Source organism: Candidatus Enterococcus avicola (assembly GCF_047470845.1).
In the GTDB taxonomy this organism is placed as follows: domain Bacteria; phylum Bacillota; class Bacilli; order Lactobacillales; family Enterococcaceae; genus Enterococcus_D; species Enterococcus_D casseliflavus.
On record NZ_JBLGTY010000014.1, the window covers coordinates 1 to 21,079 of the forward strand.

The 21,079-nt window shown below is 37.4% G+C and carries 21 protein-coding genes; 18 read left to right on the forward strand and 3 right to left on the reverse strand.

The window, feature by feature from the left end:
* Nucleotides 1-464: 464 nt before the first annotated feature.
* Nucleotides 465-2,270, reverse strand: a complete 1,806-nt coding sequence (locus ACI3E5_RS11835) for an LTA synthase family protein (protein WP_325844899.1) — start codon at nucleotides 2,268-2,270, stop codon at nucleotides 465-467.
* A 241-nt stretch (nucleotides 2,271-2,511) separates the two neighbouring features.
* On the opposite strand from ACI3E5_RS11835, the gene ACI3E5_RS11840 reads away from it, so the two are divergent.
* The 16 genes from ACI3E5_RS11840 (at nucleotide 2,512) to ACI3E5_RS11915 (ending at nucleotide 17,896) form a co-directional block, all read left to right on the forward strand.
* Nucleotides 2,512-3,294 (forward strand): glycosyltransferase, encoded by a 783-nt coding sequence (locus ACI3E5_RS11840; protein ID WP_325844901.1) that lies wholly within the window; start codon nucleotides 2,512-2,514, stop codon nucleotides 3,292-3,294.
* A 20-nt stretch (nucleotides 3,295-3,314) separates the two neighbouring features.
* Nucleotides 3,315-4,040, forward strand: a complete 726-nt coding sequence (locus ACI3E5_RS11845) for a glycosyltransferase family 2 protein (RefSeq protein WP_005229540.1) — start codon at nucleotides 3,315-3,317, stop codon at nucleotides 4,038-4,040.
* Entirely contained in the window at nucleotides 4,040-4,396 is a 357-nt protein-coding gene (locus tag ACI3E5_RS11850) for a DUF2304 domain-containing protein (RefSeq protein ID WP_074535123.1), read from the forward strand. Before ACI3E5_RS11845 ends, ACI3E5_RS11850 begins: the two co-directional genes overlap by 1 nt.
* On the forward strand, nucleotides 4,393-5,487 hold the full coding sequence (locus ACI3E5_RS11855) for a glycosyltransferase (protein ID WP_213334064.1): 1,095 nt from the start codon (nucleotides 4,393-4,395) through the stop codon (nucleotides 5,485-5,487). Before ACI3E5_RS11850 ends, ACI3E5_RS11855 begins: the two co-directional genes overlap by 4 nt.
* Nucleotides 5,487-6,485, forward strand: coding sequence for a glycosyltransferase family 2 protein (locus ACI3E5_RS11860; RefSeq protein ID WP_325844906.1), 999 nt, complete (start codon nucleotides 5,487-5,489; stop codon nucleotides 6,483-6,485). The genes ACI3E5_RS11855 and ACI3E5_RS11860 overlap by 1 nt, the downstream gene beginning before the upstream one ends.
* A 16-nt stretch (nucleotides 6,486-6,501) precedes the next feature.
* The gene (locus ACI3E5_RS11865) at nucleotides 6,502-7,401 is read left to right on the forward strand and encodes a glycosyltransferase (protein WP_074535125.1); all 900 of its coding nucleotides are present in this window, start codon (nucleotides 6,502-6,504) and stop codon (nucleotides 7,399-7,401) included.
* Complete coding sequence (locus ACI3E5_RS11870; protein ID WP_142965296.1) at nucleotides 7,402-8,823, forward strand: lipopolysaccharide biosynthesis protein; 1,422 nt, start codon at nucleotides 7,402-7,404, stop codon at nucleotides 8,821-8,823. It abuts the gene before it with no gap.
* Between the two features lie 76 nt (nucleotides 8,824-8,899).
* On the forward strand, nucleotides 8,900-11,227 hold the full coding sequence (locus ACI3E5_RS11875) for an N-acetylmuramoyl-L-alanine amidase (RefSeq protein ID WP_325844909.1): 2,328 nt from the start codon (nucleotides 8,900-8,902) through the stop codon (nucleotides 11,225-11,227).
* A gap of 153 nt (nucleotides 11,228-11,380) precedes the next feature.
* Nucleotides 11,381-12,655: an endolytic transglycosylase MltG gene (gene mltG / locus ACI3E5_RS11880; RefSeq protein ID WP_498855872.1), complete on the forward strand. Its 1,275-nt coding sequence runs from the start codon at nucleotides 11,381-11,383 to the stop codon at nucleotides 12,653-12,655.
* Nucleotides 12,656-12,770: 115 nt separating this feature from the next.
* Nucleotides 12,771-13,250 carry a transcription elongation factor GreA gene (greA, locus tag ACI3E5_RS11885; RefSeq protein WP_005229556.1) on the forward strand — a complete coding sequence of 160 codons (480 nt, stop codon included), beginning with the start codon at nucleotides 12,771-12,773 and terminating at the stop codon, nucleotides 13,248-13,250.
* Between the two features lie 152 nt (nucleotides 13,251-13,402).
* Complete coding sequence (gene liaF / locus ACI3E5_RS11890) at nucleotides 13,403-14,134, forward strand: cell wall-active antibiotics response protein LiaF (protein WP_325844911.1); 732 nt, start codon at nucleotides 13,403-13,405, stop codon at nucleotides 14,132-14,134.
* Nucleotides 14,131-15,198, forward strand: coding sequence for a sensor histidine kinase (locus tag ACI3E5_RS11895; RefSeq protein ID WP_325844912.1), 1,068 nt, complete (start codon nucleotides 14,131-14,133; stop codon nucleotides 15,196-15,198). Before liaF ends, ACI3E5_RS11895 begins: the two co-directional genes overlap by 4 nt.
* 3 nt (nucleotides 15,199-15,201) lie before the next feature.
* The gene (locus ACI3E5_RS11900) at nucleotides 15,202-15,831 is read left to right on the forward strand and encodes a response regulator transcription factor (protein WP_005229563.1); all 630 of its coding nucleotides are present in this window, start codon (nucleotides 15,202-15,204) and stop codon (nucleotides 15,829-15,831) included.
* An 86-nt stretch (nucleotides 15,832-15,917) separates the two neighbouring features.
* On the forward strand, nucleotides 15,918-16,583 hold the full coding sequence (locus ACI3E5_RS11905) for a potassium channel family protein (protein ID WP_005229566.1): 666 nt from the start codon (nucleotides 15,918-15,920) through the stop codon (nucleotides 16,581-16,583).
* Between the two features lie 11 nt (nucleotides 16,584-16,594).
* A complete protein-coding gene (locus ACI3E5_RS11910) occupies nucleotides 16,595-16,894 on the forward strand; it encodes a HesB/YadR/YfhF family protein (RefSeq protein ID WP_005229567.1) in 300 nt (99 codons plus the stop codon).
* Between the two features lie 57 nt (nucleotides 16,895-16,951).
* Nucleotides 16,952-17,896: a glycosyltransferase family 2 protein gene (locus ACI3E5_RS11915; protein ID WP_325844913.1), complete on the forward strand. Its 945-nt coding sequence runs from the start codon at nucleotides 16,952-16,954 to the stop codon at nucleotides 17,894-17,896.
* A gap of 64 nt (nucleotides 17,897-17,960) precedes the next feature.
* Here ACI3E5_RS11915 and ACI3E5_RS11920 read toward each other — a convergent pair whose 3' ends face one another.
* A complete protein-coding gene (locus ACI3E5_RS11920; RefSeq protein WP_115233079.1) occupies nucleotides 17,961-18,956 on the reverse strand; it encodes a phosphoglycerate dehydrogenase in 996 nt (331 codons plus the stop codon).
* 26 nt (nucleotides 18,957-18,982) lie between these two features.
* Nucleotides 18,983-19,792: a DUF1189 family protein gene (locus ACI3E5_RS11925; protein WP_015510023.1), complete on the reverse strand. Its 810-nt coding sequence runs from the start codon at nucleotides 19,790-19,792 to the stop codon at nucleotides 18,983-18,985.
* Nucleotides 19,793-19,924: 132 nt separating this feature from the next.
* Here ACI3E5_RS11925 and ACI3E5_RS11930 point away from each other — a divergent pair, with 132 nt between their 5' ends.
* Together ACI3E5_RS11930 and ACI3E5_RS11935 are read left to right on the forward strand one after the other, a co-directional pair.
* On the forward strand, nucleotides 19,925-20,368 hold the full coding sequence (locus ACI3E5_RS11930) for a GtrA family protein (protein WP_325844915.1): 444 nt from the start codon (nucleotides 19,925-19,927) through the stop codon (nucleotides 20,366-20,368).
* Nucleotides 20,369-20,444: 76 nt separating this feature from the next.
* Nucleotides 20,445-21,050: a superoxide dismutase gene (locus tag ACI3E5_RS11935; protein ID WP_005229576.1), complete on the forward strand. Its 606-nt coding sequence runs from the start codon at nucleotides 20,445-20,447 to the stop codon at nucleotides 21,048-21,050.
* Nucleotides 21,051-21,079 lie beyond the last annotated feature (29 nt).

Genomic DNA, 21,079 nt, shown 5'->3' on the forward strand with positions numbered 1-21,079 from the left:
TATGTTTTTTAATACCTAAAATGAAAATGGGGCTGAAGAATCAATTCTGATTCATCAGTCCCATAAATTATAGAGCCAGTAAAAAGACAAGGCCGGCAACAATTGCAACCTTGTCTTTTTTATTTTTTCAGTTAAAAGTTTACTATTTCACGGACCGCTTACCCCTAGAAATAGTAGGGATCGAGTATTAAAGTAAAAAAATACAAACAAGGCTTTAAAAAAGCTGTTTAATTCTATTAGCAATAAAAATTGCTTGATAGGTGAATATGTCAGAGATTTAATGCTATCATAAACAAAATGATCAGATTTTACGATATCTTTATTGTAGAGTTGTTTCCTCGACCATATCAAATAGTGTCAGTAAAAAATAATTGAGTTTTTACTGACACTACTAAAAGACTGGTTAGTATATTCAATTATATAGTAAAAATTTATCGTAGTGATTGGTGTGATTTAGCAATTTATTATTTAACTTCAAGGTCTGATCCTTGCATAATCTGCTGATTGTAAAAGCTTGATGTCTTACTAAGTTCATTAGAGAATTCATCAAACCCTAATTTTTCCATTAGAGTCATTTCTTCTGAAAATAGATTTGTTCCTAAGCCTAATCGATTTCCCTCAATGGAAACACCTAATGCAGATAAAGTGGTCGGAAACAAATCCAATGTACTGAAAGAACGATTGGTATTATTCAAGGTTGTTACCGGTGAGTTAATAAAGAGATTGAAGACAGTTCGCTCATAATCTTCAGGGATACCATTAAAAAAAGAGGGATCCATGCTTAGGTGGTCACCGGCAATTACGATAGTAGTATTATCATAAAAAGACTGTTGCTGAACCCATCGTATAAAATTACCTAACATATAATCTGAATAGTGGATGACATTACTATATTGCTGTTCAAAAAGTTTAGGTGTATTTTCGGTCATCAAACCATCTGGGAAGTGCATATCAGCTGTTAGAAGCGTTAAATTAAAGGGCTCTTCTGACTGAGAATCTTCTATAAGTATGTTTTTAGCAAACTCAAAAAGTTTCTCATCCTCATATCCCCACCAGACTTTATAGTCAGACGGTATCCATTGATTATCGATGGCATATTGATAATCTTTTATTTGGTAATTTCCATGTTGAGAGTAAAATTTATCTCTGCCGCCAAAGCTTGCATCGGAACCGATTAACAGTGTTTGATTGTATCCTTCTTGATCTAAAATGGTACCGATTGTGGTGACACCAGGCATAAAAGATGAAGTATTGCCATATTCATTTTCGTTATAGCCACCAGAGACTCTCAGAGGAACCCCAGAACTTTGGGCAACCATTCCTCCTACTGTAAAACCAACACCAGGAACTTGACGAGCACCGCCGAAAGTACTTTGGTGCGAAAAATTTAGTCCATCTGCATAAGCTGATTCTGTGAGATTTGGTAATAGATTGACTTCTTGCATTCCGCCAAGGTCAATGGATAAGTACGTTGATTCTAATGATTCGACGTAAATATAGATAAGGTTTCTTTTTTGTTCTGGAAAGGTAAGCGCAACATCATTCGGGTCCACATAAAAATCTTCGTAAATCGTTGATTTCTCAAAAAAATATGCTTTTAGTTCTGCATAGCCCAATGTTTGTATACCAAAGAAAAAACCATATATAGTGAGGCTTACACTAATGAAGGCAAAAAAGAAACTCGTCTTTTTGGTTAACTTAATTTGCTGAAACTTTTTGTAAGATAGAGCATAGAGTAGCAAGTATAGGATTACTAGAAAACTAAGTGTGAGAATAATAGAATTTAATAAAGGACCCAAAATGAACGTATAAATTTGACCCGCATCTGTTCCTGTCAAGGGTTGAGACAAAGTGTAAAGAATTTCACTAATGCCTACATTACCAAAAAAATTTTTCGTCCAAACGGCACTGTTTCCCGCAAGTGCTCCAATGAATACTAGTAGTGAAAAAATAAAAAAAGAAAGTTGAAGACGCCAGGTCAAGGATTGAAATATTCTGTCAATCAGACCTGTTTTTTTGATAATCAGCACCGTTGATAAGAGAAAAAGAAAAACAAGGATACTTACACCAGTGACTGCGGACTTGGTTGAAAGGAAACTAAAAGATAAGAGATTTTTTCTTAATTCAGTTAAGCCGAGTGATCGTGCAATAAATGCCGTGAATGAAAGATGAGAAACGGCACAAAATAGAGAAAGCGAAATTCGGCGATAAAAGCTTCTATTTGCTGTTAAAAAGAGTATGAGAATAAAAAGTAAGATTGAAAAAAGCATCCTGTACCTCCAAATACATATTATATATAGTATACTAGAATAATGACAAGTCTCCAAAAGAAAAACTTAAAAAAAGGCGTGGAATCCTTATTTTTTTTTATTTTTTGCCAATTAATGAGAGTTTGTCTTCTTTAAGTTTTTTTCGGGATTTTAATTTTTGTTGAGAATTACTAAAAAGTCGAGTATAATTTTTTAGAATTGGATATTTAAAACTCTTAACAATTCATGGAAAGGGATATTCATGCATACATTTGTTATTTGCGCTTATAAAGAGTCTTCTTTTTTAAAAGAATGTATACTTTCTTGTTTAAATCAGACGAGTCTGAAAAAAGGAAAGTCCAAGCTGATTTTGTACACAAGTACACCAAATACTTATATAACAGAGATTGCCAACTCTTATGAGATACCTATGTTTACTAGTTCAGGCGGAAGTATCGGACGAGATTGGAACAATGCATTGTCTTTTGTTGATACGCCATATGCGACGATCGTTCATCAAGACGACATCTATTTAAAAGAGTATGGTGAAAGCGTCATTGATGCGTTCGAAAATAATAATCAAACAAGTATTGTGTTTACGGATTATAAGGAAATCGATCAAGAAAGTCAAATCAGAAAAAGATCAATAAATCTTAAAATTAAAACGTTCGGTTTAAAAACAATGGGGTTATTACAATCAAAGTGGTATCAAAGGCGAATATATGCGTTTGGGAACTTTATTTGTTGTCCAGCTGTTTCATATAATTTGCGGGTGCTCAATGACTTCAAATTTAATGAACAGATGCGAATGGCAGTAGATTGGGATGCATGGGAAAGAATCATGAAGCGGCCGGAAAACATTTGTTACATCCCAAAAAATGCAATGTATCATAGAATTCACGAAGAATCTGAAACAACTGCAACAACCCTGGATAAAACGAGAGAAGCAGAAGAATTGGAAATGTACAAACGTTATTGGGGGAAAACTATTGCTTCTTTTCTCATGAAATTTTACGTGAAAAATCAAAAAAGCAATCAATTATAAGAAAAGTTAGGGTGTAAATCGTGAATCCAAGAATTTTACTGATTATTCCAGCATATAATGAAGCAGAAGGTATTGTCCAAGTAATCGACAAGGTACTCGAGTATAGAAAAAAAACACCATATAATTTAGATTATCTTGTTATCAATGATGGGTCTACAGACAATGAGGAAGCGGTATTATTGGAAAACAATATTCATCATGTCGAGTTGGTGAACAATTTAGGTATTGGAGGAGCTGTGCAGACGGGATATCTGTATGCATTAGAACACGATTATGATATCGCGATTCAATATGATGGCGATGGACAGCACGATATTGAAAGTTTAAGTCAGTTGGTTGAACCGATTATCAATAATCAGGCTGATTTTACCGTCGGATCCAGATTTGTAGAAGACAGCACGTCGACGTTTAAATCTACTGGTGCAAGACAATTAGGAATCAAGCTTCTTTCAGGACTTATTTACCTTCTGACAAAAATGCGCGTCAAAGATGTAACGAGTGGTTTCAGAGCAGGAAACCGGCAAGTAATCAGACAATTTGCCCATCGATATCCGAGCCAGTATCCGGAACCTGAAAGCTACATGCATTTAGTAGCCAAAAACATCCGGGTGAAAGAGATTGGGGTAAACATGTTCGAAAGAACGACTGGTCGCTCGAGTATTCATTTTTTCGACTCGGCAGCGTATATGGTTAATGTCTCTTTGGCTATTCTGATTGCATCTTTGATTAAAAAGGAGGAATCCTAATGCCTGTTCAATTACAAATTATTGCTATTTTTTTAGCATTAGGTTTTTTTGTCTTAACTGTTTATTTGATTCGTAAAGATCATGCAGAAGTACGTCAAATGAACAAATGGCTTTTACTGGGAATAATAATGTTGATCGGTGCATTATTTCCCAAAGTAGGGACGACGATTGCCCACTTTCTAGGGATCAGTACACTCACTTCTTTAGCATTATATAGTTTAACTGCCTTTTTATTGTTTATCACTTTAACAACTAGTATTGCATTGATAAATACGCAAAGACAAGTCAAAACTTTAACACAAGAGTTATCTTTTTTGAAAAAGGAAATTAGAGAAATGAAAGAAGGAGAAAAATGAAGGGCATTTATTTTTCCCAAGATTTAACGCATGCTGGTGGAATTCAAAAGAAGATCAATCGGCAAATTGAAGAGTTTGAAAAAAATGGTTTTTCCATGAAACCCTTAATAAACCCAAAAAGGAATATAGGTCATCTGTTTGTAAACCTAGTTCCTTTTTTTTCAAGACAGTTTTTTTTAAAAGAGAAAATAAATTGGCAAGAGTACGACTTCGTTTACATTAGAAAAAGTGCGGTTTTTGATAAAAGTGTTATCGATTTATTAAAGAAAATCAAGACAATGAATCCATCGATTATTGTCCTATTAGAAATTCCAACATATCCTTATATGAATGAATTTAAAGGAATTGTAAAATGGGACATTCAAGCCAAAGAACATCTCTGGACACCATATTTAAAACACTACGTTGATCGAGTTCTGACTTTTTCGGATGATGAAAGAATTTTTGATGTACCATGTATCAATCTTTCGAATGCATACGACTTTGCTAGTCCGATTGAAGGCAGTAATGAGGGAGATGGTGCAATCCGATTACTAGGGGTCGCAGCACTTTGTTTCTACCATGGATATGATCGCGTCATTCAGGGACTGCACGAATACTATAATTCATCTGATGCTAAGAGAAACGTCATGTTCACTTTAGTCGGGGATGGTCCTGTCTTAAAGGACTATAAAAAGCTGGTCTCTGATTACCACTTAGAAGAAAAAGTGAAGTTATTAGGCAGAGTAGAATTTTCTCAATTGGATCAGTTTTATCAGAATGCAGATATTGGGATTGACTCTTTAGCCCGTCATCGATCTGGAGTGACTTATAATAGTAGTCTAAAAGGAAAAGAGTATTTGGCGAAAGGGTTACCGATTGTTTCTGGAGTGAAAACTGATTTGGATAATTGTGATCTTCCGTTTTATTATCGTGTACCGAGCGATGATACACCAATCGATATTCCAAGCTTAATTGAGTGGTACGATTCAATGCTTGAAAATTCTTCAAAAAAGGAATTAAGCGCAGCTATTTTTCAATATGGTCTTAGTCATTTTACTTTTGAAAAAACCTTTAAGCCTGTAATTGACTATTTGAGGAGTACAAAATAATGGATGAGAAAATCAGTATAATAATTCCAATGTATAACGGAGAGAAATATATAGGTGAATGTCTCACTAGTCTTATGAATCAAACCTATAAAAACATAGAGATCATCGTTGTTGATGATGGCTCAACAGACGATTCAATAGAGGTAGTTAATGAAGTCATAAAGAAAAACACATCCAGAGTTATTCGATTAGTCAGTAAGAGTAACGGTGGCCAATCAAGCGCTAGAAACGCAGGAATTTCGTATGCCAGTGGCAAATTTATTGCTTTCATTGACTGCGATGATTTTGTTACACCGATTTATTGTGAAGAATTGATGCATGCGATTAAAACATGTGATGTTCAAGTTGCTATGTGCAAGTTTACCAAAGAAGAAACCGAGTTGAACTTTGCTGTGGTCAATCCTCCTAGAATTGTTGAAGGGACATTTTTAAGACTAATTGACGAATTGTACGATTCTGATTTTCCAGCAGTTTCTCCAACAGTAAAACTGTATAACACGGAACTGCTCAAAGACCTTTCATTCACTGAAGGAATCATTTATGAGGATGGGTTGTTTTTCTATGAATTGATTGACAAGATAACGAAGATTGCATTGGTTGATAGTAAAAGCTATTATTACCGAACAACAGAAAATTCAACTTTAACGAGTAAGATAAGCAAGAAGAATTTTGATGTGTTAAAGAAAAATAGGTTAACTGAGAACTTTTTTAAAGAGAAACATCCTGAAGCATTAGGGCATTTTTATCAAAAAGCACTGAATCTGAATGATTTTATTGCAGTAAAATGTATTCAGGATAAAACCCCGCTTTCTAATCAGTTGATTAGAGAAATATTTTCGATGAATCAAGAATATGCAAAAGAGAATGCCGTAAGACAGATTCTCTATAAAAACTATTTTCTTTATAAAGTCTTTCTCACTGCAGTAAGTATGATTTATAAGAATAAAGAGAATGGGAAAAAAAGTATTTTAGCAAGAATAATAAAAAAAATCATATAGAAGTAGGATCAGTGAAATGAAGAAAACAATAGGAATCTTAATTCTTAATTATTTAGCTTTTCAAGATACAATTGAGTGTGTGGAATCTTTAATGAATCAAACCTTTAAAGAGATAGATATCCTAATCGTAGATAATGATTCTCCGAATGATTCCTTCAAACGTTTATCAGATAACTATGAAGATTCAGAACAGGTAACCGTTGTACAGACGAAAGAAAATCTTGGCTTTGCAAGAGGAAATAATTTTGGTCTATCAATTTTTAGAAAGAAAGGAATTGAAAGGGTCCTGGTTATTAATGGTGACACTCTCCTTGAAGATAGAACTTATTTAGAAAGATTAGCTTCAATATCATACAACGAGGATATTGGAATGATTGGTACAAAAATTATCACCAGAGACGGAAAGAACCAAAATACGTTAAATGTCAATCTAAAAAAGAAAACGGATTTGATTCTCCCTAGATTGAAGTTATTTTTGTTGGAAAGTTCATTGAAATTAAATATCTATCAACACCTCAAAAAATTGATGCCAGATCAGAACAGCACGAATCAATCAGCTTCTTTTTCGGAAGAGCCCCAGGAAATACTAGATCCTTACGAGAAGACACTTCATGGTGCAGCAATCTTTTTTACCGAAAATTATTTGAGAAACTATGTTGGCTTTTACCCGGAAACATTTCTTTATTTTGAAGAAGATTTTTTGGCAATCCTTTGTCAGCGACTTGGATACAAGCAACTGTATATACCAGCGTTGAGTATTTACCACAAAGAAGATGCTTCGAGTGACCTATTATATAATGACAATCTGAAGAAATCATATCTTTTTAAGTTAAGATATTCAAAAAAGAACTTATCATTAATGAGCGGATTGTTTTCGTTATCAAATGAAGACTTAAAGAGAAGGATGAGTATCTAGATGAGAAATGCTTTTAGATCAGGTATGATTTTTACAGCAATCGGACAGTACAGCAATGTTTTGATCCAATTGCTGATAAACGTTGTACTGTCAAGATTAATACCAGTTGAAGAATTTGGGGTGGTAGCGAATGTTCAAGTTTTCCTAGTATTTTTCCAAATGTTTGTGACAGCTGGCCTAGGTCCGGCGATCATTCAGAACAAAGAGATGAAGGAAGAAGATTATGGCATAGTTTTTAACTATACAGTTCTGTTTGCGTTTCTGTTAGCTGTCGGTTTTGGGTTGTTCGGCCATTTTGTTGCGATTATCTATAATAATTCTATCTATAAATCGCTATTTTGGTTTATGTCGATCATTGTATTCTCAGAAGGAATGAACGTTGTACCAACGGCAATTTTAAATAAAGAATTGAGATTTCGAACCCTTAATTTGAGGCTCTTGTTCTGTAATCTTTTTGGTGCAATCTTTGGTATTGCCTCAGCTTTTGCTGGCTTTGGCGTTTATGCATTGATTTTAAGTGCCGCTATTCCTGCAATTGCTACGCTGTTTGCTAATTTTGCTGTAGTTAAGATCAAGTACACAAAAAGTTTAGACCCGCAACCTTTTAAAGTACTATGGTCATTCGCAAAAAACCAATTAGGTTTTACAATATTAAATTATTTTTCCCGTAATTCAGATAATTTACTAATTGGACGATTTTTAGGTCCCGTGCCCTTAGCAAATTATCAAAAGAGTTATCAAATGATTACTATGCCCAATACGGTATTTTTAGGTATTATTTCCCCAGTTCTGCAACCTGTTTTGTCACACCATCAAGATGATGTGAAGTTGATACGAGAAACGTTTTTAAAAATTGTCCATGTCCTAGGATTAATCGCATTTCCATTAACTATTTTTATGGTAATGAATGCTGAGGAAATAATCCTATTTCTCTTTGGTTCTCGCTGGTATGCCGCTGTCGTTCCTTTTTCAATATTGGCATTTAGTATATGGGCGCAGATGCTTACTTCTGCAACTGGAAGCATATTTATGGCAAGAAACCATTCAAAAACATTATTGAAAACGGGAATGATTTCAACTTTTTTGATTCTTAGTTTAACATTGGTTGGAATCAATTTCTCGAAGATAACTTATGTGGCTGCCTTTGTTTGTGCAGCGTATATCTTAAATTTTTTCACCTCCTACTGGATTTTAATGACAAAAGTCTTAGAAGGAAAACTTTCAGATGTTTTGAAGCAGCTGATCAGCCCAGTATGTATCAGTGTCGTTTTAGCAGCTGCTCTCTTTTTGTTCGATCATCTCATCACGATCGACACGAACTATTTCGTCTTACTGGTAATCAAAGGTATTTTATGGTTAATTCTATTGGTTTCATGTTTGTTGATTACAGGGGAAGTCAAAAAAATAAAATCTGTCTTTTAGATTTGCTATACTCAAGAAAATCTTGTGGTATTCAAATAAAAAATCGCATCTAATTAAAAAGGAGTGAGTAATTCATATGAAAAAAAGGTTGGCTAATTTCTTTCTGGTTCTAGTAATCCTTGCGAGCAGTTTCAGTCCAATCATTGGACTTGCTGAAACGAACGTTGTAGGACAAGAAATGACAAGTAACGCTTCAGAGAGTTTGACAAATGAGCAAACCAGCAGTACTGATTCAAATTATCAAAGCGGATCTACAGAAACGACGGAAATGTCGGATAGTACTTCTACAACAAATAGTGAAAGTACAAGTTCAACTTCAGTAAGTGACTCAAGTACGCAAGATATAACAGAATCATCTTCAAGTACGTTTGATTCTACGACAGAGCAGACGACGTCTTCTTCCAGTGAAGAGGATGATATTGAATTAAAATCCGCAAAAGGTTTACCCAACTTGAAACTAATGGTACATATACAAACAGATGGGGAAACACAAGTACCACCAGCTAGTAATGTTACTGGTGGTACAGTTGGACAGGCGAAGCGTTTGGAGGGAATGTCGCTCGCTATTGATCCAGACAGCACAGAACTGAAAGGTAGTATCGTTTATTCCACGCATGTTCAAACTTATGGCTGGGATTTAGGCGAAAAAAGAGATGGCGAATTTTCTGGAACGATTGGTGAAGCTAAGCGCCTTGAGGCAGTCAAAATTAATTTGACCGATGAGTTAGCGGAGGACTATGATATTTATTACCGCGTCCATTCACAAACGTTTGGTTGGCTTGGATGGGCGAAAAACGGGAATGAAGCGGGTACTTCTGGATTTGCTAAAAGACTAGAATCTATCCAAATTCAGCTAGTGGAAAAAGGTAGTCCAGCACCCGGGAGCACTGATAAACCTTATGTTTCAACTGACAATGTAACCCAACCTTCGCTTCATTTATCTTCGCATGTTCAAACTTACGGATGGCAAGACTCCCAATCGAGCGGTCTTGTTTCTGGAGGTGTTACTGGAGAAGCAAAGAGACTAGAAGCGATTCAGCTTCGTTTAGATAATAATATTTATGATGGAGATATCGAATACCGTGCACATGTTCAGAGTTATGGTTGGCAATCCTACCAAACGAATGGTGCAATTGCAGGTACAACAAATGAAGCTAAACGGATAGAAGCGATTCAGATCCGCTTGACAGGAACCTTGTCTCAATTATTTGATGTCTATTATCGGGTTCACATTCAATCGTTTGGCTGGTTAGGGTGGGCGAAAAACGATCAAATGTCGGGAAGTGTCGCGCTCTCACGAAGAGTAGAAGCAATTGAAGTTCAACTTGTGCAAAAAGGAACGGCGCCGCCAGGAGATAGTACGATGCCGTTTATCTCCTACGAAACAATTGAAACACCAAGTATTCATTTGAGTGCACATGTTCAGACTTTTGGATGGTCGACGACGATTAATCCGGGCCAAGCGAGTATTGGAACAGTTGGTCAGGCAAAACGACTGGAAGCAATCCAGCTAAGTTTAGAAAACTCACCAGTTACAGGTGGAATAGAATATCGTACGCATGTCCAAACCTATGGTTGGCAAGGGTATCAATCTAATGGGAGTACAGCCGGTACAACAGGTGAGGCGAAACGGATCGAAGCACTCCAAATTCGACTGACCGGCAATATCTCATTGCTTTATGATATTTATTATCGAGTGCATTCCCAGACTTATGGTTGGCTTGATTGGGCTCGAAATGATCAGCGGGCTGGAACGAGTTCGTTAGCAAAACGTGTTGAGTCTCTCGAAATAAAACTTGTTCCTAAAAATCAACCGGCACCAGGATCGACAACCAAACCGTATATCGAAATGCAAGAGTTTCTATTTGTAATGGGACACGGAGGGATTGACCCGGGAGCAGTGGGAAGCGGGACAAATGAGCGAGACTTTACAAGAAATGAATTGCTTCCATATTTGCGGAAGTATGCCAATCAATTGAAAGAAAGCAGAATTAATTTTTATGATGTGTCACGCGATATGTTTACTGACACTCGAAACGGACAAGGAGCACACCTTGTAAGTAATGCAATCACTTCAGTTACAGAATTTCATCTAGATAGCGGAGGTATCGGAGCTTCTGGGGGGCACGTCATAGTGAGACCAGGGGGATCCAATTCAGTTAATATCGGGCTAGCGAATACCATTCGGACCTATGTCGGCTGGCATCCTTCATTTGTTAATTCGAATGGGTTGAGTTTTAGACAAGACTTATTGAATTTAAATATTTTCAGATCTAGAGGGATTGAGTATCGCTTAATGGAACTTGGCTTTATCTCCAATCCTTCAGATGTTGCGAGAATAAGAAACAATTTGGACAATATCGCAAAAAACATTGTGCAAAACGTGACCGGTGAAAAATTATAAAAGTTTTAAATGAGCAGAATGCTTAAGTAAAAAAAAGAATGTCATTTCTTTCTGATGAGTTTTCATGTATAATGATACAAGTCAAAAAGAAGAAATTAAGGAGGAGTTGTTTTGTCTAAACAACATCCAGAAGATTCTTTTAAAGAGAAAGTTATGGAGTCTTTAAAAGAATCAAGTTTAAAAAAAGAATCGATATCTGAACACAGCTTCTTGGATGACGATTCTGTGGGATCTCGTAGTAATCATCTAAATAAGAGTAAACATATAGAAGAGAAACAAAATCATTCTGCTTCTTCAGAAAGTTTGCAAGAAACTGTTTCTGAAAAAAACCAACGCAGATTGCAGCGCAGCAAGGAAGACAAAATAGTTAATAAGATCGTGTTGATTGTTGTTCTTGTTTTCTTAGTAATCGGCGGAATATTAGGTTTCTCAGCTTATCGATATGTTACTTCAAGTTTGCAGCCATTAGATCCCGATGATACTGAGAAGGTGACGATTGTTATTCCAAGCGGTTCTTCGAATAAAGCAATTGGTGAGATCTTAGAGGATGAGAATATTATCAAAAGTGGAATGATTTTTAATTATTACACAAAATTTAATAATCTGACGGGCTTTCAAGCAGGAACATATCATTTTTCACCTAATATGACACTGGAAGCGATAAGTGAGCAGTTGCAAAATGGCGAAGGCTCGGTCACCTCTGATGCAAAAGTGACGATTCCAGAAGGATTTGATGTTGATCAAATCGGTGATGCTCTAGCGGAAGCAACGAATATCTCGAAAGACGATTTCTTAGCTTTGATGGAAAGCGATGAGTTCTTTGAAAAAATGAAAGAAACCTATCCTGAGCTTTTAGCAAGCGCCGGCGATGCGCAAGGTGTGCGTTACCGACTAGAAGGATACTTGTTCCCAGCAACTTACGACTACTATACAGGGAATACCCTAGAAGAAGTCGTTACCCAAATGGTGGATAAGTCAAATTCAGTCTTGTCAAAATATTTCGATCAAATCGCTCAAAAAGAAATGACGGTTCAAGAAGTCCTTACTTTGGCATCACTTGTTGAAAAAGAGGGCAGTAAGCTAGAAGATCGTAAAAATATCGCACAGGTATTCTTCAATCGTTTAGCGATTGATATGCCGCTGCAATCGGATATTTCGATTCTATACGCGTTAGGTGAGCACAAAGAGCTAGTCACGTATGAAGATACTCAAGTTGACTCTCCTTTTAATCTCTATGTGCATACCGGATATGGACCAGGACCATTCAATAATCCAAGTGAAGCAGCGATCCAAGCGGTCTTAGATCCAACACCGAACAACTACTATTATTTCGTTGCTGACATTCAAACCCAAGAAGTTTACTTTGCGGAAACCTATGAACAGCATATGCAATTAGTGGAACAATATGTAAACAATACCTCAAATTAAATTTTCATAGGTTTATAGTTTACATTTAAAAAAAAGCATGGTAATCTTTTGTGGACTCATCGCAAAAGATTACCTTTTGCGATTTATTAGAAGTTACTAAAAGGAGAAAAGAACTATGGTAGAAAAAGTTTACCCAATGACACTTGAAGGAAAAGAAAAGTTAGAACAAGAATTAGAAGAATTGAAAACGGTAAAACGCGGCGAAATCATTGAACGTATCAAGGTAGCCCGCAGTTTTGGCGATTTATCCGAAAACTCAGAGTATGAGTCTGCTAAAGATGAACAAGCGTTTGTCGAAGGCCGAATCACTACTTTAGAAAATATGATTCGTTTTGCAGAGATCATTGATAATGAGGGTGTAGACTCTGATGAAGTTTCCATCGGGAAAACAGTGATTTTTGTTGAGTTGCCTGATGGTGACGAAGAAGAGTACATGATCGTCGGTAGTGCTGAAGCAGATCCGTTTTCTGGTAAAATTTCCAATGATTCACCAATCGCTCGTGCCTTGATTGGGAAAAAAGTCAATGATGAAGTGACGATCTCAACGCCAGGCGGAGATATGCAAGTAAGAATCACAGAAGTAAAGAAAAGCTAATTGCTTGATCACTCGATCAATCTAGTTGACCCTGTTGTTCATTCTCCTTTAGGGAATTTGATCAAACAGGGTCTTTTTTCGGACCAGCGACGGATGGACAAACCATTTTTTTCAGGTATGATAGAGTAGAATTACTAGGAGGAGGAGCTTGAATGAAAAGTCCTTGGCGTTTTTTCTTTATTGTTGAAGCGCTCTTACTGCTTTTTGCGGTATGGCAAATTTTATCTAATCCGCCATTATTATTTTTATTAATACTTGGTGTGACGTGCTTGGTCCTTGTGAACCGAAGTGAGCGCAAGAGCAATTTTAAAAATTTCTTGATGGTCTCAAGTTCCATTGCTATTTTGATCAGTTTGTTAAATAGTCCAGCACTGTGGCTGATGCTGATTTTTGCGATTTTATTTATTGGTTTAAAAGGAGTCGAGATTACCGGAATCGACTTAACTAAAAATTCATTCTGGCGCAAAAAACAAATGATTATCGTTGAAACTGAAGAACCCAAAGCTGATCATCCACTGAAACAAAAGCAGCAATGGTTAGGTAATGAACGGATCGGCAGTCAAGTCTATGAATGGGACGATATCAATTTAGATATCTTGACGGGAGACACTTTCATCGATCTAGGCAACACTTTATTGCCTAAGAAAGAAAACGTCGTGATCGTACGAAAAGGCTTTGGCAGAACTCGTATTTTAGTGCCTGCTGGTATAGCAATCAAATTAGAGCACAGTACTTTTATTGGCTCCGTTATCTTTGAAGGCGAAGAAACGAGCTTGAAAAATGAAAAATTGACGATCTACAGCCCGGATTATGGCGAAAATAGTCGGCGTTTGAAAATCTTGACGAATACCCTTGTTGGTGATGTTGAGGTGATTCGGGTATGATCGGGAAATTTTCAAGAGGCATGATCGCTTTTTATGCAGGATTAGCAAGTTTTTTCACCATGATTTTGATGCTGTTTTCCTATTTGTATGCCAGTGGGAAAAATAATTGGCTGATAGAAGTCTTTCAAATCAAGCTCTTCTTTATCCCAATCGTCTTTCACTTACTTGTAATATCTGCATTGATTGCTTTAGCTGTCTTTTTACTGATTTCTTTTTTTCGCAACCGTCAATACGGTCCGGTGGAAGAAAAGTTAAGACTGTTAGCCAGCGGCTATATCGATAGCCCTTTATTGGAAACAAAAATCCCCCATGCGTCTGAAAACTATTTGATTGCGAATGTGGATCGTGATATTGCTAGTATTCAATCGAAGATGAAACAGATGTCGATGGAATTACAGCAATTGAATGCGAAACCGCAGTTTGTTGATGGTCAGACGAAAGAAGAGATTTTAGAAGCAGAAAGGCAGCGTCTGGCTCGTGAATTGCACGACTCTGTTTCTCAACAGCTGTTTGCCGCCATGATGATGATGTCTGCACTAAATGAGCAAGCGATTCGAACAGATGCACCAGAAAGCCAAAAGAAACAGTTAGCTATGGTCACAGACATTATCAATGCTTCGCAATCTGAAATGCGAGCGCTCTTGCTTCATCTACGACCTGTTACTTTGGAAGGGAAGAGTCTAAAGCAAGGAATCGAGCAATTGTTAAAAGAATTAGAGACCAAAATCAAAATTCTATTGACTTGGGATATTGAAGACTTTACGATGCCTAGTTCGATTGAAGATCAACTCTTTCGTGTGATCCAAGAACTCTTATCTAATACACTGCGTCACGCCAAGGCCAATGAGTTGGAAGTTTACTTGCATCGCATTGATAATAACGTGTTGTTGCGGGTGATCGATGACGGTGTTGGCTTTGATCCACAAGATCAAAAGGCCGGCAGCTATGGTTTGATGAATATCCGAGAACGGGTAAGTGCCGTTGGCGGAACGTTGAAAATTATTAGTTTTAAAAATCAAGGAACCAGTATTGAAATTAAAGTTCCACTGTTGAAGGAGGCATAAGGTATGATTAAAGTGTTGTTAGTTGATGACCATGAAATGGTTCGTCTGGGGGTTTCTTCTTATCTATCGATTCAAGACGATATAGAAGTAATTGGGGAAGCGGAAAATGGTCGAGTCGGGTATGAAAAGGCATTGGAATTACGTCCAGATGTGATTTTGATGGATTTGGTGATGGATGAAATGGATGGGATCGAATCTACGAAATTGATTTTAAATGATTGGCCCGAAGCAAAAATCATTATTGTCACTAGTTTTATTGATGACGAAAAAGTCTATCCTGCTATTGAAGCGGGGGCGGCAGGTTACCTGTTAAAGACGTCTACTGCTCATGAGATTGCGGAAGCCATTCGTGCAACCCAGCGAGGAGAGCGGGTCTTAGAACCCGAAGTCACCACGAAAATGATGGATCGTTTGACGAATCGGACACCGATCCTACATGAAGATTTGACCAATCGGGAACAAGAAGTGTTACTGTTGATCGCCGAAGGAAAGAGCAACCAAGAGATTGCGGATGCACTCTTCATTACGCTGAAAACAGTGAAGACACATGTGTCAAATATCTTATCAAAATTAGAAGTAGAAGATCGTACACAAGCTACGATATATGCTTTTAAACATGGTTTGATAAAATAAAGTCTTAATAATCATACCTCCTCATGGCAAGCAGAGGAGGTTTTTGTTATACTAAATTATGATCTGGTAAAAAAGGAGCGTTTGTGGTGAAGCAAAATTATGCAATAATCGGTCTGGGCCGTTTTGGTGGCAGTATTTGTCGCACGTTGATTGAATCTGGACAAGAAGTACTGGCGATCGATAGCAACGAAGATCGTGTCAATGAGTATATGAATATCGCCACCCATGCGGTGGTCGGCAACGCACAAGATGAGATGACGTTACGCTCATTGGGTATCCGTAACTTTGACCATGTCATTGTTGCGATTGGTGAGGATATTCAAGCTAGTATTTTGGTGACCTTGATGGTCAAAGAAATGGGTGTTCCTAATATCTTAGCGAAAGCCCAAAACGAATACCATGCCCGTGTACTGGAAAAACTCGGCGCAGACCGTGTCGTTCATCCCGAACGTGACATGGGGATTCGCATCGCCCATAATCTAGTTTCCAAAAATATCTTAGATTATATTGAACTATCTGACGAATTTTCTCTAGCAGAGATTCGCGTGTCCAATCCACGCTTTTTCAATAAATCCCTGATTGAGCTGAATTTTCGACAAAAGTATGGTCTGACAGTCGTTGCGATTCGTCGGGGACCAGGACAAGTGATCGTTTCGCCTGATGCAGAGGCGATCGTGCGTGAAAATGACAATTTACTCGTGATCGGCAATACAGATGATGTAGATATACTTGATGAACATATGAATGATTAGGAGTGAAGAAAATGAACTTAACAATAAGTCCTGAAGCAATGCAATGGTTTAAAAAAGAATTGGTGGTAGACCAAGGAAGCGGGATTCGTTTTTTCGGAAAAATTTATGGCAAAACACAAGTGCATGACGGATTTTCCGTGGGAATGTCAGTCGATAAACCAGAACGTCCGATCGTCGAACAAACCATTGATGGCTTGCTTTTTTTTATTGATGAAGCAGACGAATGGTTTTTCAAAGGCTATGATCTAACTGTGGACTATGATGAAACGTTAGATGAACCGAAATATGATTTTAGCGAAGATAAAAAATAATGTGGATTCGGTCCCAGCTGACCGATTTCCCACGATTGGCTCTAGGAGATGAAACCGATGTTATCAATTGTTGTACCTTGTTTTAATGAAGAGGCAAGCTTGCCGATTTTTTTTGAAGAAACAGAAAAAGTGAAGAAACACTTAAATATGCCTTTTGAATATATTTTTGTTAATGACGGGTCTTCAGATCAAACTCTGTCTGTTTTAAGAGACTTGTATCACGCCCACCCTGAAAGTGTTCGCTATCTATCTTTTTCGAGAAACTTTGGCAAAGAAGCTGCTCTTTATGCGGGGCTACAAGCTGCTAGAGGCGATTTTGTCACTGTAATGGATGCAGATTTACAAGATCCGCCGTCATTACTACCTGAAATGTTTGCCTTGCTAAGAAGTAAACCTGAGCTTGACTGTGTGGGTACGAGACGTGCCGATAGAAAAGGTGAGCCAAAGATTCGCAGTTTTTTTTCGAACTCGTTCTATAACATCATCAACAAAATTGCCGATACTGAAATGGTAAACGGTGCGCGAGATTTTCGCTTGATGCGCCGCAATATGGTTGATGCAGTTTTACAGCTGTCAGAGTACAATCGCTTTTCAAAAGGGATCTTCAGCTGGGTGGGGTTTGATACAGAATACATCGCTTATGAGAATCGAGAAAGAGTAGCGGGTGAGACTTCTTGGTCATTCTGGAAATTATTCCAATATTCGATCGATGGCATCGTCAACTTTTCAGATACGCCTTTGAATATTGCCTCGTTTATTGGTGCGCTCTCCTGTTTTGGCTCTCTGATTGCTTTGATCTTTATTGTGATAAGAACCTTTATTTTTGGTGATCCAACGACAGGTTGGCCGTCAATGGTCAGCATTTTCTTATTTGTTGGTGGTTTGCAATTGCTTTGTTTAGGGATCATCGGCAAGTATATCGGAAAAATTTTCTTAGAGACTAAAAATAGACCTTTGTACTTCTTGAAAGAAACCGAAAAAGACCAAGAAAAACAACGATAAAATAAAAGTGTACAATCTGAGGGTTTTGCCTCCAACTGTACACTTTTTTTGTGGAAAGAGTTTGTTAGTATCCCTTATCCAAGTTTATCTCATTTTTAACAAGTTCTTGTTTTGTTAAAAATTGTTGGAAATTCGCTAAGAAAATATCCATAAATGCCTTTTGAAAATGGGGCGTGTGTCCTGAGATATGAGGAGTAATCAACAGGTTTTCGGTATGCCATAGCGGATCATTTTCTGGTAGAGGTTCCTCTTCAAAAACATCTAGTGCGGCAAATGCCAGCTGCTTTTTCTCTAATGCCTTTGTTAATGCGGCAGTATCCACGCTAGGACCACGACCGACATTATAAAATGAAGCAGAAGGCTTCATTTGTGCAAAAAAGGCTTCATCATACAAATGTGTGGTTTCTTCTGTCAGTGGAAGAATATTGATGATGCAATCGGCGGTTTTTGCGCAAGTGTGTAAGTCAGATAACGCAAACGTTTTTTCAAAACCCGCCACCTCATGGCCGCTTGTATTAATGCCGATCGGATGTACACCAAAAAAGGTTAATGCTTTGGCTAATCTTTGGCCGATTTGTCCCGTACCAACGATCAAAATCTCTTGATCCGATAGCTTTGCATAAGGAATCGTATCCGGTGCCCATTGCTGTTTTCTTTGTTGTTGGATTGCTTGGAAAATCCCGCGGTTTTCCATAAAGAGCAAAGCCAATAAATGGTCTGTAATCGATTCAGCGTGGATGCCACTGCCATTTGATAAGAGAATGTCGTATTTTGCAAACTCTTTTAATGGCAAGGTGTCCACACCAGCCGAAATCGCTTGGACCCATTTCAAATTTGTTTTTTCGGTTAACAGGTGTTCGTTCCATGCTGGCTTCCAACCGATAGTGATTTCCACTTGTGACCAATCAATTGCTTGGTCCTTTGAGTACACGAGAAATTGATAGTCTTTTTCCATTTGTTCCACATAAGTGTCGCGAAAGTTGCGAGTGGCTAAGATAATTTTTTTCATTGCCAAGCCTCCTTGTATCTTAAGTGTAGCAAAGAATGAGAAAAAAGCCATGTTCAATGAATTGAACATGGGATAGATCATTTTTTTAATTGTATTTTTGGGGAATCTTTGACACCTTGTGTAAATAAGAATAGGGAACCAAACAAAATAAAGGTGGTAGCATCAAAGGAAGGCAACGCTAGTTGTACAATAACACTAATGAGTGTAGGCAATGCAGCACAGACAATGAGAATCTTTAAATTTTCGAAAAAGGTATAAGAGAATAGCTTCAATTTCGTATAGATCGTCGCAATAAAGGTTCCCATGATTAAGGTAATCAGTAAGCTGACAAACGTGGGATATAAGGCGACAAAAAAGACAATGATTTTTATCAGCCATGGGATCGCTTGGTTGGATAAGGTTTCTCGAATCGCCTGACCGTTAAGATTACGCAGTGCTGGTTCACTATAATCAAACTCTAATTGGTTTGAATCGAACATAGACGTTGAGAAACCAGAAGAAGGGATACGAATGACCAGCTGATCTTTTAACAAACCTACTGCGATCACCGAGCCGGTGACATCAGATGCAATATCTGCTGGTGTACGATTGCCATCAGGATCAAAAGTAAAGATGATCGAATCGGTTTGATAGATGAACCCTTGCGTATTGGGAGCGACAGAAATCTGTCCATTTTCGATCGTGAAATCAGGAATCGTTTCTCCGATTTTTTGTCCATCTGCTTGCACATCACGAAAGACGTCTAAGACATTGATGGTAACTGGCAAAGCCATCATCACGGCTGCACCTAATAGAAAAACGATCACTTTGGAAAACTCTGCTTTTTTGACGAATTTTAGCTCTGGTATTCGAAAAAAAGCAATTTTAAATAGTTGGACGATAGTCATTTGCTGATAAACTCCTTTGTGGTATAACTAGAGTAATTGTAACGAAGGGTTCTTAGGATTACAAGGAATTCACAAAAAAAGAGCCAAATATCTATTGAATAAGTAAATAAAGTAATGAAAGTAGGCATATGTATGCAAAAGTTTATTGAATACAAACAAATCTTACAACAAAAAAAACTGTGGGAGCCACTCACGTATTTATTTTTTGGTGGTTTGACCACCGTAGTCAATATTGTCGTCTATCTCATTTTTCGTGAAGGGTTTGGTTTTTATTATCAAACAGCGAATGTGATTTCTTGGATCGCTTCTGTTTTATTCGCTTACTTTACAAATAAGTTATGGGTCTTTGAAGTAAAAACAAAAACGAAGCAAGAGTCTTGGGCGGCATTTGGAAAGTTCATTTTTTTTCGCGTTATATCATTAGGCTTGGACATGCTCTGTATGTATTTCTTTATCTCAGTTTTAGCTACCGGCGATCTTGTTGCCAAGCTGGTCACCCAAGTCGTTGTTGTTTTGGCAAATTATGTGTTTAGTAAATTTTTGATTTTCAATACGAAAAAAAGTGAGAAAAAGTAAGCATATTTTTTGAACAAAGTCTGATAGTCTGATAATGTTACTTATGTAAACATTATCATTGAGGAGGATTTTTTTTATGACTTATACATTACCAGATTTACCTTACGCATACGATGCATTGGAACCATATATTGATGAAGAAACGATGCATTTGCATCATGATAAACACCACAACACTTATGTAACAAACTTAAATGCAGCGATTGAAAAACATCCTGAATTAGGTGAAAAAACAGTTGAAGAATTATTAGCAGACTTTTCTTCTGTACCTGAAGATATTCAAACAGCGGTTCGCAACAATGGCGGCGGCCATGCTAACCACACATTCTTCTGGGAAATCTTAGGCCCAAATGCCGGTGGCGAACCTACTGGAGCAATCAAAGAGGCAATTGAAGAAACTTTTGGCAGCTTTGAAGACTTTAAAGAAGAATTTAAAACTGCTGCAACTGGACGTTTTGGTTCAGGTTGGGCATGGTTAGTCGTTAAAGACGGTAAACTAGCAATCACTTCAACCGCGAATCAAGATTCACCATTGATGGATGGTCAAACACCTGTATTAGGTTTAGATGTTTGGGAACATGCGTATTACTTGAAATACAAAAATGTTCGTCCAGATTACATCAATGCTTTCTGGAGTGTTGTTAACTGGGACAAAGTAAACGAATATTTCGCAAAAGCTTAAACAAACTATTAGGAAGAAGCCTGACTAAG